The sequence below is a fragment of the Acinetobacter sp. 1124_18A genome, from assembly GCF_052824995.1.
In genome coordinates, this window is the sequence record NZ_VTDF01000001.1 from 208,092 (window position 1) to 224,495 (window position 16,404).

Annotated in this window: 12 protein-coding genes; 3 read left to right on the forward strand and 9 right to left on the reverse strand. The window is 37.9% G+C overall.

All coding sequences use genetic code 11. From position 1 onward, the window contains the following. Window positions 1–1,146 (forward strand): non-hydrolyzing UDP-N-acetylglucosamine 2-epimerase, encoded by a 1,146-nt coding sequence (gene wecB, locus FY048_RS00985; RefSeq protein WP_446089801.1) that lies wholly within the window; start codon window positions 1–3, stop codon window positions 1,144–1,146. Here the strand turns inward: wecB and FY048_RS00990 are convergent. The 9 genes from FY048_RS00990 to FY048_RS01030 all read right to left on the reverse strand — a co-directional run bounded on the left by FY048_RS00990 (window position 1,128) and on the right by FY048_RS01030 (window position 11,822). Next, window positions 1,128–2,048 (reverse strand): hypothetical protein, encoded by a 921-nt coding sequence (locus FY048_RS00990; RefSeq protein ID WP_446089802.1) that lies wholly within the window; start codon window positions 2,046–2,048, stop codon window positions 1,128–1,130. The genes wecB and FY048_RS00990 overlap by 19 nt on opposite strands. After that, a complete protein-coding gene (locus FY048_RS00995; RefSeq protein ID WP_446089803.1) occupies window positions 2,026–3,870 on the reverse strand; it encodes a hypothetical protein in 1,845 nt (614 codons plus the stop codon). Before FY048_RS00995 ends, FY048_RS00990 begins: the two co-directional genes overlap by 23 nt. Further along, a complete protein-coding gene (locus tag FY048_RS01000; protein WP_446089804.1) occupies window positions 3,871–5,121 on the reverse strand; it encodes a glycosyltransferase family 2 protein in 1,251 nt (416 codons plus the stop codon). Further along, the gene (locus FY048_RS01005) at window positions 5,108–6,004 is read right to left on the reverse strand and encodes a hypothetical protein (RefSeq protein WP_446089805.1); all 897 of its coding nucleotides are present in this window, start codon (window positions 6,002–6,004) and stop codon (window positions 5,108–5,110) included. The genes FY048_RS01000 and FY048_RS01005 overlap by 14 nt, the downstream gene beginning before the upstream one ends. Continuing rightward, on the reverse strand, window positions 6,004–6,747 hold the full coding sequence (locus FY048_RS01010) for a hypothetical protein (protein WP_446089806.1): 744 nt from the start codon (window positions 6,745–6,747) through the stop codon (window positions 6,004–6,006). The genes FY048_RS01005 and FY048_RS01010 overlap by 1 nt, the downstream gene beginning before the upstream one ends. Window positions 6,748–6,938: 191 nt before the next feature. Next, complete coding sequence (gene phrB, locus FY048_RS01015; protein WP_446089807.1) at window positions 6,939–8,381, reverse strand: deoxyribodipyrimidine photo-lyase; 1,443 nt, start codon at window positions 8,379–8,381, stop codon at window positions 6,939–6,941. A 118-nt stretch (window positions 8,382–8,499) separates the two neighbouring features. Next, a complete protein-coding gene (locus FY048_RS01020; protein ID WP_016137410.1) occupies window positions 8,500–8,982 on the reverse strand; it encodes an FKBP-type peptidyl-prolyl cis-trans isomerase in 483 nt (160 codons plus the stop codon). A gap of 135 nt (window positions 8,983–9,117) precedes the next feature. Continuing rightward, window positions 9,118–10,404 (reverse strand): NAD(P)/FAD-dependent oxidoreductase, encoded by a 1,287-nt coding sequence (locus FY048_RS01025; RefSeq protein ID WP_446089808.1) that lies wholly within the window; start codon window positions 10,402–10,404, stop codon window positions 9,118–9,120. A 98-nt stretch (window positions 10,405–10,502) separates the two neighbouring features. Further along, window positions 10,503–11,822, reverse strand: coding sequence for a D-alanyl-D-alanine carboxypeptidase PBP6B (locus FY048_RS01030; RefSeq protein WP_446089809.1), 1,320 nt, complete (start codon window positions 11,820–11,822; stop codon window positions 10,503–10,505). Between the two features lie 170 nt (window positions 11,823–11,992). Between FY048_RS01030 and FY048_RS01035 the strand changes: the two genes are divergently transcribed. Together FY048_RS01035 and FY048_RS01040 are read left to right on the forward strand one after the other, a co-directional pair. After that, complete coding sequence (locus tag FY048_RS01035) at window positions 11,993–13,696, forward strand: M61 family metallopeptidase (protein ID WP_446089810.1); 1,704 nt, start codon at window positions 11,993–11,995, stop codon at window positions 13,694–13,696. Between the two features lie 398 nt (window positions 13,697–14,094). Continuing rightward, complete coding sequence (locus FY048_RS01040) at window positions 14,095–16,332, forward strand: NADP-dependent isocitrate dehydrogenase (protein ID WP_446089811.1); 2,238 nt, start codon at window positions 14,095–14,097, stop codon at window positions 16,330–16,332. The last annotated feature ends 72 nt before the right edge of the window (window positions 16,333–16,404 follow it).

Here is a 16,404-nt window from a genome sequence, read left to right on the forward strand (position 1 = left end):
ATGAAGAAAATTTTTATATCTATTGTATTTGGAACTCGTCCTGAATTAATCAAACTTGCCCCTGTTATTTTATTGGCAAAGCAAGATCCTCGTTTTCAAGTTGAGGTAATTTTTACTGGACAACACGATGAATTGGTAAGAGATGCAATAGATTTCTTTGGGGTTGAAATTGACCACCGTCTTAAAATTATGAATGCTGGACAAAGTTTAAATCAGCTACTAATACACGGTTTGAGCCAAATCGAGAATGTATACACTGATGGGCAAAAAAGAGATGCAATTGTTATTCAGGGAGACACAACAACTGTTTTAGCAGCTGGCTTAGTCGCGTTCTCTATGAAAGTTCCTGTTGCACATGTCGAAGCGGGTTTACGTTCTTATGATTTAGATCATCCTTTTCCAGAAGAAGGGAATCGTCAGTTGGTTTCACGTATTACTAAATGGCATTTTGCTCCGACTGAACAATCAAAAAGAAATTTACTCAATGAACAAATTCAATCAGAACTCATTACTGTTACAGGTAACACCGTTGTTGATGCGGTGTATTTGGGACGTAAATTAATTTCTGAAAAATCAGGTTTGAAGAACCAGCTTGAACCTTATGGAATTCAATTAAAGCAAGATGACAAAGTTGTGCTTATTACGGCTCATCGCCGTGAAAACTTCGGTGATGGAATTCAAAATATTTGTAATGCAGTTGAGCATTTAGCGAAGGGACATCCTGACTTACATTTTATTTGGCCAGTCCATTTAAACCCAGCAGTATATGATGTGGTTCATGATAAGTTTAAAGACCATCTGCAAATTCATCTAGTTAAACCATTAGACTATCCTAGTTTATTGGCAGTTATAGACCGATCTACTTTTATTTTGACAGATTCGGGTGGTTTACAAGAAGAGAGTCCATCATTTAATAAGCCAGTTTTAATCTTACGTGACACTACAGAACGACCTGAAGTTGTTGAAGTAGGGGCCGGCGTTTTGGTAGGGACAAACCAACAAAAAATTATTGAAGAAGCTGAAAAGCTACTCACCGACCAACAGCATTATGAAAAAATGGCACATGTAGAAAATCCATTTGGTGACGGGCAAGCAGCTCAGCGTATTCTTGACCAAATTGCTAAATCTTATGAATTAGCATCGTGATGTGTTAAAGACTTATTCTTACTTATGGGGGTGTTATTACCACCATAAGTGAAGCGATACCACAAACTCACAATATTGACGCACCAGCGGCTCATGTAATGGGGACCATCAAAAATATAGACGGTTTTTCCTTCATATGCTTTTAGTTGAGAAATAATTTCCCAAGGATATGCAGCTCTAAATTGCCCATTCTTTTTAACTCTAAAGGCTTCTAGTACTATAATTACTTTATCTTTTCCAAGCTTTTGTTCAAGTTGATCTAAAATATGTTTAGCTTGCTGAGGAGACCGTACACCTACGCCAACTCCGTCTTGGAAGAAAACGCCGTTATGTTCTGGTAACCAGCTTTTAACCCATAAATCATAATGTTCGGGTTCGCGTTCACCACTATAAATACTCACCCAAACTGGTACTGGAAGTTTAGTTAAAACCTGACCTAAAGCACTTACTCTTAACCAAGTCGGATCTGCTTCCACTGGAAAATAATAACCTTTAGGTGCAGTTTTTTGCTCTTTTATAATTTCAGCAGATTTTTCCCCTAATTCAGTGACATTTGCCCGAGCTTTAGGTTCATTATATTCGCCAGCCAAGCCTAATATTAGATTTTTAGCCCAAGGCTCTTGTTTAATTTTTTCTAAATTAATTGCTTTTTCCCATTGAGGAAAATTTGATTCTTTCCACCATGATTTAGACTCGACAACAGACCATTGGGGAACAAATGTATCAACACCTAAATAGTGCCAGTTTCCCTCTGGGGGAGTAGTGTTATTGTCGGGCTGCCAGAAAATTCCTTCAATATGCGGGGCTTGTCTTTGATGTTTGAACAACCCCGCATAAGCTATAACACTACAAATAATTAAAATAATAAAAGCAGCTATTTTAATTGGTATCTGTTTTTTCATTATTTCGTCTTAACCAGTACCACAAGAAGATAATTATTATCATGATTGCAGAGATAATCACAACTAATAAGAAGAAAGAAGATTGTTGGACTAAAGGTGCTTTTTGATTTCCAACAATAAGTTTTTGTAAAACATAAATATTTCCATTTTCTGAAACCAACATTTTTGTCACATTGTTTGGAATTTTATGCTGTATCTTTTCCCAAAGGTGCATGAAAGCCTGTGCACCGCCTTGTGAGTCGGTAATCACGTCAAAGCGATTATTGTTATAACTCACAATAAAACCATTAACAGCAGCAGGCGCATAAATAATATCTTGATGCATTAATACCTGTTGTTGATAAATATCTTTATTCACACGAACATTTATTGCTTGTGGAGCACTTGGCGAATAACGGACTAGGTTAAGTGGCATTGGTCCTTGTGTTAAAAGCATTTTTTTCGCAGTTTGGCCTAATACAATCGCGATATTTAATGCACCAGATTGATCATCAATTGCAATAGTCGGAGTCGTTGCTAAAGTCATTGAAATTGCGGCTACACCATTTTTGAGTTTGTGGGGTAGCTTTAGGGTAGATTTGGCTGTATCAATCCAGAGCGAACCATGTGCAGTGGGTAAACACTGTGAATTAGCAATGACTGAGTTCTCTAGCTTCAAACTAAAATTGGTCGTATTAGAAATAGCTTTGGCAAAAATGTTGAATTGTCGATTAACGGGGTCAGAAGCAAGGTCGGCTGTTTTCATGCTCCCTGCAAGTCCGCCATCAAGCCAAGCCGTAATATTTGAACCTTGCAATAAACCACTTTGAATACGAAGTGCAATTTGTCCTTGCAAGATATCGGTTGGTTGCCATACTGCTGGGAAATCAAGGAATAAGTTCTTTTCAGCGTGATTTAATCTGAAGTCTTCAATGCCTAGGTCTGCAAGTGTATTAATTTTTTTAAATTGTGCCCAAGTAGGATTAGAGATCGTGGTGGGAAAAATTGCACTTGCTGTATCAAGTTGCTGTACATAAGAGGGGTTAATTAATCCATTTATGGCAGCAGTGAGTTCCTGTGGTGTGTGGTAAGTAATTGAAAGAGTAGCTACGCCATCTGCTGGTTTTGCAATTTGTACGAATGCTCCACCTTTGAGCGGCGTTGCTGAGCGAATCACTTCAATAATAAAATTTGTTTCATCATTTAAATTAGTTTGTCCTGAATCGACCCATTCAATTGGCGTGATTGAACTCCACGAGCTTGCCAACCTCGCGAGCATGGAAGCTTCTGTAATTTCTTTGCGATTATATTTTAAGATACCAACAAACGGTGTGGGTCGTCTCGCCTGTGGGTTAAATAAAGCATCAGGTAAGTATCTAAGTCGATAGTCATTTCTGATTGATGTAAAGTCGATTTGAGAATTACTTAAATAAGTTAAATGATCAATATCTTCTGTACAGAATGTTTCTTTGGTTTGATTCAAAGAGGTAGGTTTAGAATATTGCTGAATAATAAAATCTAAGCGATGGAAGCCACTTTGACTTGGTGGAATATCAAATTTGAATTGACCGTCCCCACTCAGTGTTGCGTTGTAGATGAGTTTATCATCATATTTTACGAGTAAAGTTGTATCACTTTCAGTGGAATAATCACTTGAAAATTGAATGTTTTGCCATTGAGCACCTTTCCCAATATAGAAAAAATGTGGCTCAACCGTATATTTGGTTGAGGTACTTATATCATCCAGCTGCCATGTATTTGCATAACTAGAAGCCATGAACATAAAACTGGTGCTGGCAAGGAGCACTTGAGCTATTTTGTAGAGATCAAAAGTCTTTTTCATTTATTTTTTCTCCTTGCTACGTTCCGTTTTGTACCATTGAAGGGAGTTGCCCTGTATTTTATTTTTAAGCATGTCATATGCGGCTTTAAAAACAATAAATAGAAATATTTGTGAGTAACTTACATAAGATAAAACAGAGTAAAAATAGAGTTCTGGTTTGACCTTTTCTAGTGAAAGGGTAAACCACATTTGTGCAACGTATAAGCAAAACGAGAGGCCCCACAGTAATGTGAATGGACCCGGAACTGAAATACCTGCGATACCCAGTAACCCGAGCGTCAGGGTAATATGACTCCAGATTAAAGCGGGTACGAAAAGTATGTAGCACATAATGTTATTTAGAATTTCAATTCCAATTGGAAAAGGTGTTCTTAACGCTACGGGTAAATATTTACGAGTCACATAAAAATTACCTTGAGTCCAACGTGAGCGCTGTTTAATAAATACACTCAAAGAGGGGGGGTCTTGTTGCCAACCAATTGCGTAGGGCACCCATTTTATTCGTTTTTGGCCAATAAAAATTCGGAAGCTCATTTCAGTGTCATCGACCAATGATTTCTCATCAAAACCACCCAAGGTTTCTAATGCATCACGCCAAATAACATAGTTAGTACCCATGAGTGTGGATAGTTGGAAACGTTGCCAACGACCGCCCTGAAAAATCCATTGGAAAAAGATGAATTCAATGGCAATAAAGCGAGTCAAAATACTATCTTGCCAATTACGGGTTCTTACTTTGCCATTTACAGCCACTAATTTTTTATCTGCAAGTAGCGTTTGAGCTAATAAACGTACGCAATCGGGTTCAGGTGTACTGTCTGCATCATAAACAACAATGAGCTCACCTTTGGCATGGGGTAGGCCATTATTCAGTGTTCTAGATTTACCTTTGCCTCCCATTCCTTTAGGAACGTTGACAATTTTTATGCAAGGATAAATCTGTGCTAGATTTTCGGCAATTTCTAGGGTGTTATCTTTTGAACCGTCATTAATGAGCAAAACTTCATATGCTTCGGCTGGATAATCCTGTTGCGCGATTGCATGTAAAGTATCTTCAATCACGACGCCTTCATTATAGGCAGGAATCAAAACACTCAAAACGGGCCATCTATCTGGCACAGGCAAATTCTGTAACTCTTTTTCTGCTGTTTTTGAGTATTTCCAAGCCTGATAACTTAACCATGCCCAAAATGCTTGAGGAATCCAGATTCCTAAAAATCCAAATAGGAAGAGAATATCAATGGGAGCCATTTGATTTAACCCTCCTAATAATAGATGAGATCAGCAATAACAATAAAATCACCCCGATGACCAAGGAGACCCATGAAACATAGCTGCCGAAAGTACCAAGAAGGTCAGGATAGGTACTGGTTAAAATAAGATCGAGTGGAACAACGACTGTGCTTAAACCAATAAAAATATAGCCAAGAAAACTAGTTTTTACATGCTCAGGGGTGCTTATGTAATTAATATTATTAAATTTCCATGAAATGCCGAGTTGAGGATATCGAATATTTGTGGTCGGTAGATCCGCAGGAGGGTTAATAATAATTTCATAACCCGAAACATGACCATTAAAACTTTTAGCTGAATAAAATAAGTGCTGCTTCTGTTTAATCTCTCTAGAGGGCAGAGGCAGTTCCAGTGGATTAAACTGAACAATATAGCTGCCAGCGGTTTGGGAAATTAAGTTTTCATCCCAACCTTTTGAAACAAAAGCAGCCATAGGCCGTAAACCAATTGCAGTCGAAAATGTAGCTTTGGCCGCAAAATATTGGGGTTGTTCTGATTTAAAAAGTGCAATGGGAATAGCACCTTGGCTGACTGCTTCTTTTAATAAGAAATAATGAGAAAAGCTAAAGACTTCATCTGGTAATATGATGCCGGGCTTTATCCCATTATGAATAAGCCTTTGAAAACTATCTGAACTGATTTGGTCAATTGTAAAAATAGGCCACCATGTATCCTGTGCTGGGAAAAACATGGAAAGGTCATTCATACTCTGAACTTCGGTTTTTGTTTGTTCAGATTTAATTTCACAGTGATAATATTGACGATAGAACTGCTGTAAAGTGCCATCCGGATATTGACTAGAGGCAATAATAATTCCACAAATATTAAGAAGATTAGACATTAAGTAATCTCCTCTTCAGGTGGAATCTGAATAATTTTATATTCTACCTCAAGCCGCAAGGTCATAATTTCTTTTAGCTTTTTAATAAAGTCAGGTTCTTCTTCCGCTTTTTGCTTACGAATAACAATGCTGTATATCGTTTCTAGATCATCATCGGCAAATTGGAAAATAATTTCTTGTGGGTGATGTTGGCTCAAAATTTTGATCATGTCATTTTGAGTAGTTTTCCATACATCATCGCCTAACATTTCTTTAATTAAGCTTCGGTTGAGAACCCTAATTTCAAAGACTTCATAGTCTTGTAAGTGGTGATGATCAAGAAGTTTAAAGAAACTACGTTGAAAATATTTGAGTGCGCTAAGCGGGAAAATATCACGGCGATAATTACGGTCGTAACTTTGAATATCACGATACTTTTGGACATTAATTTCAATATTGTGGCGTACAGCACTAAGAAAAAGAGGAATCAGGGGAATAATAAAAAGTAAAAGAAGCTGACGTTCAATATGTGTTTGTGACCCTAGATCGAGTAGAAAATATACTGCAACACCAACAAAAGCGATTAAACCAACAATTAAAGATGCACCAACTTCTAAAAAAGCACCAGAAATTAAAAGAATGAGGATAAAAATCCAGCTTCCTCTAAAACTCACAGGCAACCACTCATATGCCACCATCCCCATAAATAGATGAGCTGCGATAATCCATAAGACGAGTGTTCTTCCTGGGTTCTTTTGTTGCATGCGAGCTCTCGCTACCTTTTTGTAATATTAATTTTTATACTTTTATAATGAGCTGTGATGATTTTTGAATTTATTGTCGTGTTTGTCCTTTTATAAATCCCTTTAATATCATTTTTAGAGTAAAGTCACACTATAGTCAAATATTGTTATTATTTTTAATTAAAAAGAAACAGATAAGACGCAACTCTTATCTAAATACTCTTGAAAGTTTCAATTGCTTTAATACGAGTTTCCTTTAAGTCAACAATCGGTTTGGGGTAATTCAACTGAAGATTAGTTTTAGCTGAGTAGGGTTCATGAATCACTTTATTATCTAGATGAGCTAACTCATCCACCCATTGACGAATGTAGTCTCCGTTTGGATCAAATTTCTTAGATTGAGCAATAGGGTTAAAAATTCGAAAATAGGGTACAGCATCAGTTCCTGTCGAGGCACACCATTGCCAACCACCATTATTCGCTGCTAAATCACCATCGATTAAGTGCTCCATAAACCATTGTTCACCAACTCGCCAATCAATGAGTAAGTTTTTACACAAAAACATAGCGGTAATCATGCGGACACGATTATGCATCCATCCTGTTTTTTGTAGCTGACGCATGCCCGCATCAATAATCGGTATACCTGTTTGGCCATTTTGCCATGCGGTTAGGTGCTCTGGATTATGATTCCACTTAATTTTCAGAGTATCTTTTTTAAACGGAATATGTTTAGAAACATGGGGAAAATCAAATAAAATATGCTGATAAAACTCTCGCCAAATAAGCTCATCTAACCATGTTTGCTGGCCTTCGTTTGCCAGATGAAAGTTGCCATGTTGAGCTCGGAAAAGGGCTTGTAAACATTGACGGATAGACAAAATTCCAAGATTTAAATATGGGGAAAGTTGGCTGGTTCCTTTTACATTTGGAAAGTCACGTTCTAATTTATAATCAGATAAATGATCTTCAATAAATATATCGAGCTGATCGAGAGCAAAATCTTCTCCAGCTGGCCATAAATCTTGTTGCTCTTTAAAAATAGATGAGTCAAAAAAAGCTTCGATATTATCTAGACTTAAACTTTTTATATTTGAATCGGGCTCTGGTTTGGCTTTTTGCTTTTCAGGAATTGGATAGCACTGAGGCAAACCGCTGATATCTAGTTTCGAATAACATGCCTTTTTGAATGCCCCGAAAACCTGATAGGGCTGCTGTGACTGATTACGAATGGAACGTAAAGGGAAAATCGTACGGTCATGAAATAAAAAAAGTTCTTTACTCTGCTGATTTAAAGCCTGTTGTACGGTTTTATCTCTTTTCAACTCATTCACGCCTACTTCTATATTTGAGTAAACATTTTCGACATGAAGTTGATGTGTGAGTTCGCAAATATAATCTGCAATATCTTTCCAGTGGGGAATCACTTGAATAATAAGTGGAATATTCAGCTGTTCTAATTCTTTTTTAAGTTGTTGAAGCTGACGTAAATAGAAATTAATTTTTATAGGTGCATCGTGATGTATTTTCCATTGCTCAGGCGACAAAATAACTAACCCAATTGAAGGTCCTTGTTGGCAAGCATGCCATAAAGCAGCATGATCCCGAACTCTCAAATCCTGACGAAACCAAATCAGCTGATTTACGTTTGACATGAAAGATACCCTTATAAAGTTGAGTGAGTTAGAGGTTTATTATCAAGATATTATATAAAAATAAATACATAAAAAAAGCAAAGCCGAAGCTTTGCTCTTATCTTCATCTAAAGATGAATTAGTGGTGGTGACCACCTGCACCGTGTACATGACCGTGATCTAATTCTTCTTCAGAAGCTTCACGGATTTCTACGATTTCAACTTCAAAAGTTAAATCTTGACCAGCAAGTGGGAAGTTAGCATCAACAACAATGTTGTCGCCTTCAACAGCTTTAACAGTTACGATCTGAACGCCGTCATCTGTTTGAGCTTGGAATTGCATACCAGGTTGAATGTTCTCAACACCTTGGAACATTTGAGCTGGAACTTCTTGTACTAGGTCAGGGTTATATTCGCCATAACCTTCAGCTGCTGGTACATTAACAGTGAATTTTTCACCAACAGTTTTACCTGCTAATGCATTTTCTAGACCAGGAATGATATTGCCTGCACCGTGCAAATAGGCAAGTGGTTCACCTTGAGATTGATCAAGTGTTTCACCCTCAGCGTTTGTTAATTTGTAGTGGAATGAAACCACGTGGTTATTTGCAATAGCAGTCATGTTTTTGATCCATTCAATCAATTAAAGCGTACATCATAAAGTGAAAAATAAATTTTGTAGACTACAAAATCTTAATCTTTGTCACTTTTTCTGATGCGTTTTTATCTAAATAGGGGTGAACTTAAAAAATTCAACTTAATACAGCTTAATTTTTGGACGTACGCGTCTTGTAAGTAAATCTTTCATTGTGAGTAATCCAGCTTGAGTGTATCCATGAATCGTTGCTTGATGTAAACGATAGAGTGATACGTACATGGTTTTTGCAATATAGCCTTGTACACTCACATCACCAAGTAATTCTCCAACGGCTTTATTACGACTTAAAGACACGAGCGAACCTTTGTCGTTAAACGTGAACATTGGTTGTGAACGATTGTTTAATCGGGCAGCGATAGCATCGACTAAAAAGCTCGCTTGCTGGCTTGCAACTTGAGCACGCGGGCCAAGTGGCGGGTGTCTTGCATCCAGTTGGCAATGAGCACAGTCACCAAAGGCAAAAACATTTGGGTCAGAATAGGTTTGCAAAGTTGCATAGACCATTAAACGGTTAATGTTATCGCGTTTAAAATCTGTGAAATTTTCTAATACTTTAGGTGCTTTTACGCCCGCGGCCCATACCGTAATATCACTTTTTAATTGGTTGCCATTACTAAAATAGATGCAATGTTCATCAATTTTTTCAACGCGATGTTGAGTTAAAATTTCAACGCCCATTTTTCTGAGTTGCTCGGCACTGTGTTCGGCAGTTTTATCCGTCAGAGCAGGTAGAATACGCTCAGAGGCTTCAATGAGAGTAATTTTAACTTGGTTGGGGTGAATCTTTTTTAAGCCATATTTATAAAAGTTTTTGGTTGTTTCAATTAACTCTGCTGCAAGTTCTACACCTGTTGCTCCCGCACCAACGATTCCAATATTTAAAGTCCGCTGATTTGGCTGATTTTGAGCTTCAATATAAAGATGTAATAAATCTTGCTGGAAAACATCGGCTTGCTTTCTGCTATCGAGGAAATGACAGTTTTCGCGTACACCCGTGGTATTAAAGTCATTTGATACTGAACCAAGCGCTAAAATAAGCGTGTCATAACTTAGTTCTTGCGGATGAGTCTGTTGATCCTTAGACACTTGAGGAGGAATTAACTCAATTAACTTTTTATCTTTATTAACTCCAACTAATGTTCCGAGCACAAATTCATAATGATGTTTTTCTGCATGTGCAAAATAGTTAGTTTGTTCTTCATGTGGATTTAGAGATCCGGCAGCAATTTCATGAAGCAGTGGTTTCCAGATATGCGTTAGGTTTTGGTCAACTAAGGTAATCTTTGCTTTATGAGTTTTCCCAAAAGTTTCACCGAGTTGTGTTGCAAGCTCTAAGCCTCCAGCACCGCCACCAACAATTACAATATGATGTAAATTTTGGGCCATTTTTTTCACCTAATTATTTTTCTATAAAAAAAGATGGCTGAATTATGCCATCTTTTATTTATAAAATTTATTGTGCGTCTGTGCACAATTTTATGTTTTTAGTGCGAGTCTACAGGGTAGAGTTTTGCGGCACTATGTTCACTCGATGAAAAAATAGAGAAAAGGCCAGAAAACCACATCATGATTTTTTGGAAAATATTGGCTTCTTCAATATGCACGTTATCTTCAATTTGAAGACTACGGATCAGTTGATTATTTTGATAAATAGATACTGTTGCTAAGCTCATGACTTTCATTAACGGCGCAGTTAATTGTTTTTCATTGAGTTCAATATTGACGTGTGTTTGAGTTGTTTCGAGCGGAGCAATAACCTTTGGTTGTAGGTTGCTATCTAGTACTTGAACGCGCTGAGTTACATTATCAAAATTATTTAAGTCGATTGGTGTTGGGTCAGCATATAAAGAAGTCGTTACAATCGTGGGTTGCTTTGTTGCTACCTTAAACATCTTTAAAGTCGACTTTACAACAGGTAGTTCGGCAATTAATTTTTGCTCAGGAATAATCACTTCATCGCGTGTATATGCATAAGCAAGATTCATTAATTTATCTGCAATCTCAGCACGTTTTACTGCACTTGGTGTGCCTAAAACAATAACCAATAAACGTCTTTGAGCTAAGTCAGATGAAAATGAAGGACGCGAAGCTGTTAATGCCAAATTATAACCCGCTGCTTTAGTGTAACCCGTTTTTAGACCATCAACAGATGGGTCATATTTCAAAGCAAGGTTAGTCGCATGGTGAAAACGTTGGTTGTAGCTAAAGCTTGGCATTTTTGAATAATGCAAATATTCAGGCGTTTGTTTAACGACAGCCTGACCTAATAAGCTTAAATCATGAGCCGTAGTGTAATGATCAGGCATCGTAATTCCAGGAGCGTTACTAAAATGAGTATCTTTCATACCCAAAGCCTGAGCTTCCTGATTCATACGTTGTACAAAATGGGGAACATCACCAGAAATTTTTTCAGCTAAAGTCACGGCTGCATCATTTGCAGACATCACAATTAAACCTGCCAATAACTGATCAACAGAAATTTGTTCACCAGCTTTAAGATACATTTGTGATTCATCCCACTGCACTACACCTACCACTGGTGTTGCAGTAATGATTTCTTCTTTTTTTAGCTTTCCAGCTTTAATCTCTTTTAAAGCAATATAGGCAACCATCATTTTGGTTAAAGATGCTGGTGCACGTTGCACATGGCTATTATGCTCGGCAATAATTTGACCCGATTGAGTATCTACAATAGTCCATGCAGCGGCTTCAACACTTTCAGGTGCAATATTGAGTAACGCAGCATTGGTTAGGGTAGTGCAGAAAATACTGAAGAGGGTAAAAAGAGATAGAAAAAATTTCACGGATGACCTTAACTTTTACTGGCAAATACGGGACACAGATGCACAGCATGCTATGCCTTTTTTTAGTGGAAGGCTAGTAGGAATTGTTGCCAAAAAATACATCTACGCAAGTCGATACAAAAAAGTGATAATCTAATGTGAAACCGTTCTAATTTTAAATTGAAGAATTTATGTTGCATTATCAAATCGAATTCGATGATTACAAACAGCACCTTGTTCACGTAACAATTCGTTTTTTAGCCAATCCGAATCAGGAACTTTGGCTGCCAACGTGGATTCCGGGTAGTTATCTAATTCGAGAGTTCTCAAAACATATTGAATCCGTTAAAGCTTACGATGAAGCTGGACGTATGTTGGATATTAAAAAAACGAGCAAGAATCGTTGGCGTTTATTTAATACAGATCACGAATTAATGACGATTGAATATGATGTTTATGCATATGATTTGTCGGTACGTGGTGCATATGTCGATCAGACACGCCTATATATTAATCCAGCATGTGTATGTTTAGCATTAGATGGGCAGGAACAGTCTGCTTGTGAAGTCGAAGTTTTCTTGCCAGATGAATTAAAGCATTTTCAGTTAGCAACGGGCTTAGCTTCAAAAAGTCTAGTCAAAGGGCGCTTTACTTTAAAAGCCGATCATTATGATCAACTGATTGATAGTCCATTTGAACTGGCTGATCAAACGCGCTTTGGTTTTGAAACACATGGCATTGAACATGAGTTTGTAATTTCTGGCCCTCATAATGCCAATACCGATCGCTTAAAAGCCGATATCGAAAAGATTTGTGCAGCTGAAATAAATATGTTCGGTTCAGCGCCATTTAAAAACTATACCTTCATGACGATGGCAACAGGGAATAGTTATGGTGGGTTAGAGCATTGCAATAGCACAAGTTTGATTACACCGCGTGACGACTTGCCAAAATCAAATGAACCAACTGAACCTTCTAAAGACTATCAACGCTTTTTAGGCTTATGTAGTCATGAATATTTTCATTCATGGTTAGTAAAGTTTATCCGCCCAGAAAACTTTGCAAATTATAATTTGCATCAAGAAGGCTATACCTCTTTGCTTTGGATATTTGAAGGCTTTACTTCATATTATGACGACCTGATTTTATTGCGTAGTGGCGTAATTTCTCAGAAGTCTTATCTTGATTTACTCAAAGCACAAATTGATCGCTATTTACAAAACCCAGGCCGTTTTGTTCAAACAGTTGCTGAATCAAGTTTTGATGCTTGGATTAAATTTTATCGTCAAGATGAAAACTCGAATAACGCTGGCACCAGTTACTACAATAAGGGTGCTCTAGTTGCGTTGTGCCTAGATTTAGGTTTACGTCTACGTGGCTCTAGTCTTGATGCTTTAATGCGTCGATTATATGAAAATACTCAAAATGGTATGCAAGTAAACGAAAGAACCATTTTTGATTTATGTAAAGAACTGACGGGTGATAGTTGGATTGAACAAATTAATCATTTGATTAATACGACTGATGAATTACCGCTTGATCAATTGCTTCCTGAGTTTGGTTTAAGCTATCGAGTTAAAACCGATAAATCTTTGCCATTAGGCTTAAAACTTGCCGATAAGCCAGAAGGTGTGCTTGTGCAAAGTGCTCGACGTGAGAGCGCTGGAGCAAAAGCAGGTATTTCTGCCAATGATGTGATTATTGCAATTGATGGTTTAAAAGCATCCACTAAGCTTATCGAGAAGTATGCAAAACAGGGTGGCACTTATACTGTCTTTGCTTTCCGTCGTGATGAGTTAATATCTTTTGAAGTTGATTTCGCTACATCTGATTTAACTGAAGTTGAACTTATAGTTGAAGATCAAGCTAAAACTGAAAAGTGGTTAAAAGCTTAGATTAAAGCTAAATAGTTTATAAAAAACCGATGTTTTGCACATCGGTTTTTATTTTTAAGTACGTCCAAATGGTGAAATCCGTTTTACCTTTGAGTTTATTTTGAATGAAAAGTATAATAATTGTCAGAACACTGAAAGATATCTCATGTAATTTAATGATGTTTAATGCCTGAAAAGTGATCTGAATGTGCGTATTACAATGACTTAGATATCAGAAAATTATCTACATATTTGAATTATGTATTATTTCGCTACGAAATGTCGTTATCACTGGATATTTCGTTGACTGGAAGGCAATGAGAGCCGATACTCTCAGGGTTTTATTTAAGCATATCGGTTCGTAGGCACTGGGCCAAAAGCTCGGTCCTCAACACTCAATCAAACGGAAGGGGCTATATATGGCTGGTGAAAAGTCAACTATTATTTACACACTGACTGACGAGGCGCCACTATTGGCGACCTATTCGCTACTGCCGATCATTGAGACCTTTACTAAGCCAGCTGGCATCGAGATTATTAAAAGTGACATCTCTGTAGCTGCACGTGTGCTCGCAGAATTCGCTGAATACCTAAGTGAAGAGCAAAAGGTATCCGACAACCTTGCAGAGCTTGGTCGTCTTACACAAGATCCAGATACTAACATTATCAAACTCCCGAATATCAGTGCGTCTGTTGCGCAATTAACTGCATGTATCAAAGAGCTTCAATCAAAAGGTTATGCAATTCCTGATTATCCGGAAAATCCTGCAACTGAAGAAGAAAAATCAATCAAAGCTCGTTATGGTAAGTGCCTTGGTTCAGCAGTAAACCCTGTCCTTCGTGAAGGTAACTCTGACCGCCGCGCTCCAGCAGCAGTTAAAAATTACGCAAAAAAACACCCTCATTCAATGAGCGAGTGGAAACAGTGGTCACAAACTCATGTTTCACATATGGAAGAAGGTGACTTCTACCATGGTGAAAAATCAATGACTCTTGACCGTGCACGTAATGTGAAAATGGAACTTATCACGACCAGTGGTAAGAGCATTGTTCTTAAGCCAAAAGTTGCGCTTCAAGACGGCGAAATCATTGATTCAATGTTCATGAGCAAGAAAGCACTTTGTGATTTCTATGAAAAAGAACTTGATGATTGTAAAGAAGCGGGAATTTTATTCTCTCTACACGTAAAAGCGACAATGATGAAAGTTTCACATCCGATCGTTTTCGGTCACTGTGTGAAAATTTACTACAAAGAAGCTTTCGAAAAACACGGTAAGTTATTTGACGAATTAGGTATTAACGTCAATAACGGTATGGCTGGGTTATACGAGAAAATCGAAACTCTTCCAACGTCATTACGTGAAGAAATCATTGAAGACTTACATGCTTGTCAAGAACACCGTCCTGCGCTCGCAATGGTTGACTCAGCAAAAGGCATCACTAACTTCCATTCACCAAACGACATCATCGTTGACGCTTCTATGCCAGCTATGATCCGTGCTGGTGGTAAAATGTGGGGTGCTGATGGTAAGCAATATGATGCTAAAGCTGTTATGCCAGAATCAACATTTGCTCGTATTTACCAAGAAATGATCAACTTCTGTAAGTGGCATGGTAACTTCGATCCGAAGACTATGGGTACTGTACCGAACGTTGGTTTGATGGCTCAAAAAGCTGAAGAATACGGTTCTCACGACAAGACTTTTGAAATTTCAGAAGCTGGTATTGCAAACATTACCGATCTTGACACTGGTGAAGTGTTATTGACTCAAAATGTTGAAGAAGGCGATATCTGGCGTATGTGTCAGGTTAAAGACGCTCCGATTCGTGACTGGGTAAAACTTGCAGTAACTCGTGCACGTAACTCAGGCATGCCTGCGATCTTCTGGCTTGACCCGTACCGTCCACACGAAAATGAATTGATCAAGAAAGTACAAACGTATCTAAAAGATTATGATACGAATGGCCTTGATATTGAGATCATGTCTCAAGTTCGTGCAATGCGTTACACACTTGAGCGTGTAGTACGTGGTCTAGATACGATTTCTGTGACTGGTAACATTTTACGTGACTACTTAACAGACTTGTTCCCAATTATGGAACTTGGTACTTCTGCGAAAATGTTATCTATCGTTCCGCTTATGGCGGGCGGTGGTATGTACGAAACTGGTGCAGGTGGTTCAGCGCCAAAACACGTACAACAGCTTGTTGAAGAAAACCACTTGCGTTGGGATTCGCTAGGTGAGTTCCTTGCTCTAGCTGCTTCTTTGGAAGAGATGGGTATTAAAGAAAATAATGCTCGCGCTAAGTTACTTGCGAAGACTCTTGATGAAGCGACTGACAAGTTACTTGATAATGGTAAGTCTCCATCACGCCGTACAGGTGAGATTGATAACCGTGGTAGCCATTTCTACTTGTCACTTTACTGGGCTGAAGCACTTGCTGCACAGGACGAAGATGCTGAGTTAAAAGCTAAATTTGCTTCACTTGCAAAAACTTTAGCTCAAGAAGAACCGAAAATTGTTGCGGAACTTGCTCAAGTACAAGGTAAACCAGCTGACATCGGTGGTTACTATGCAATTGATAAAGCAAAAGTAGATGCTGTAATGCGTCCAAGCGCTACATTTAATTCAGTGCTTGCAACTGTTAATGCTTAATTACTAACTCGTTAGTAATTAGCTCAAAAGCCGGTGTTTATACACCGGCTTTTTTATATTTATAGAAATAAA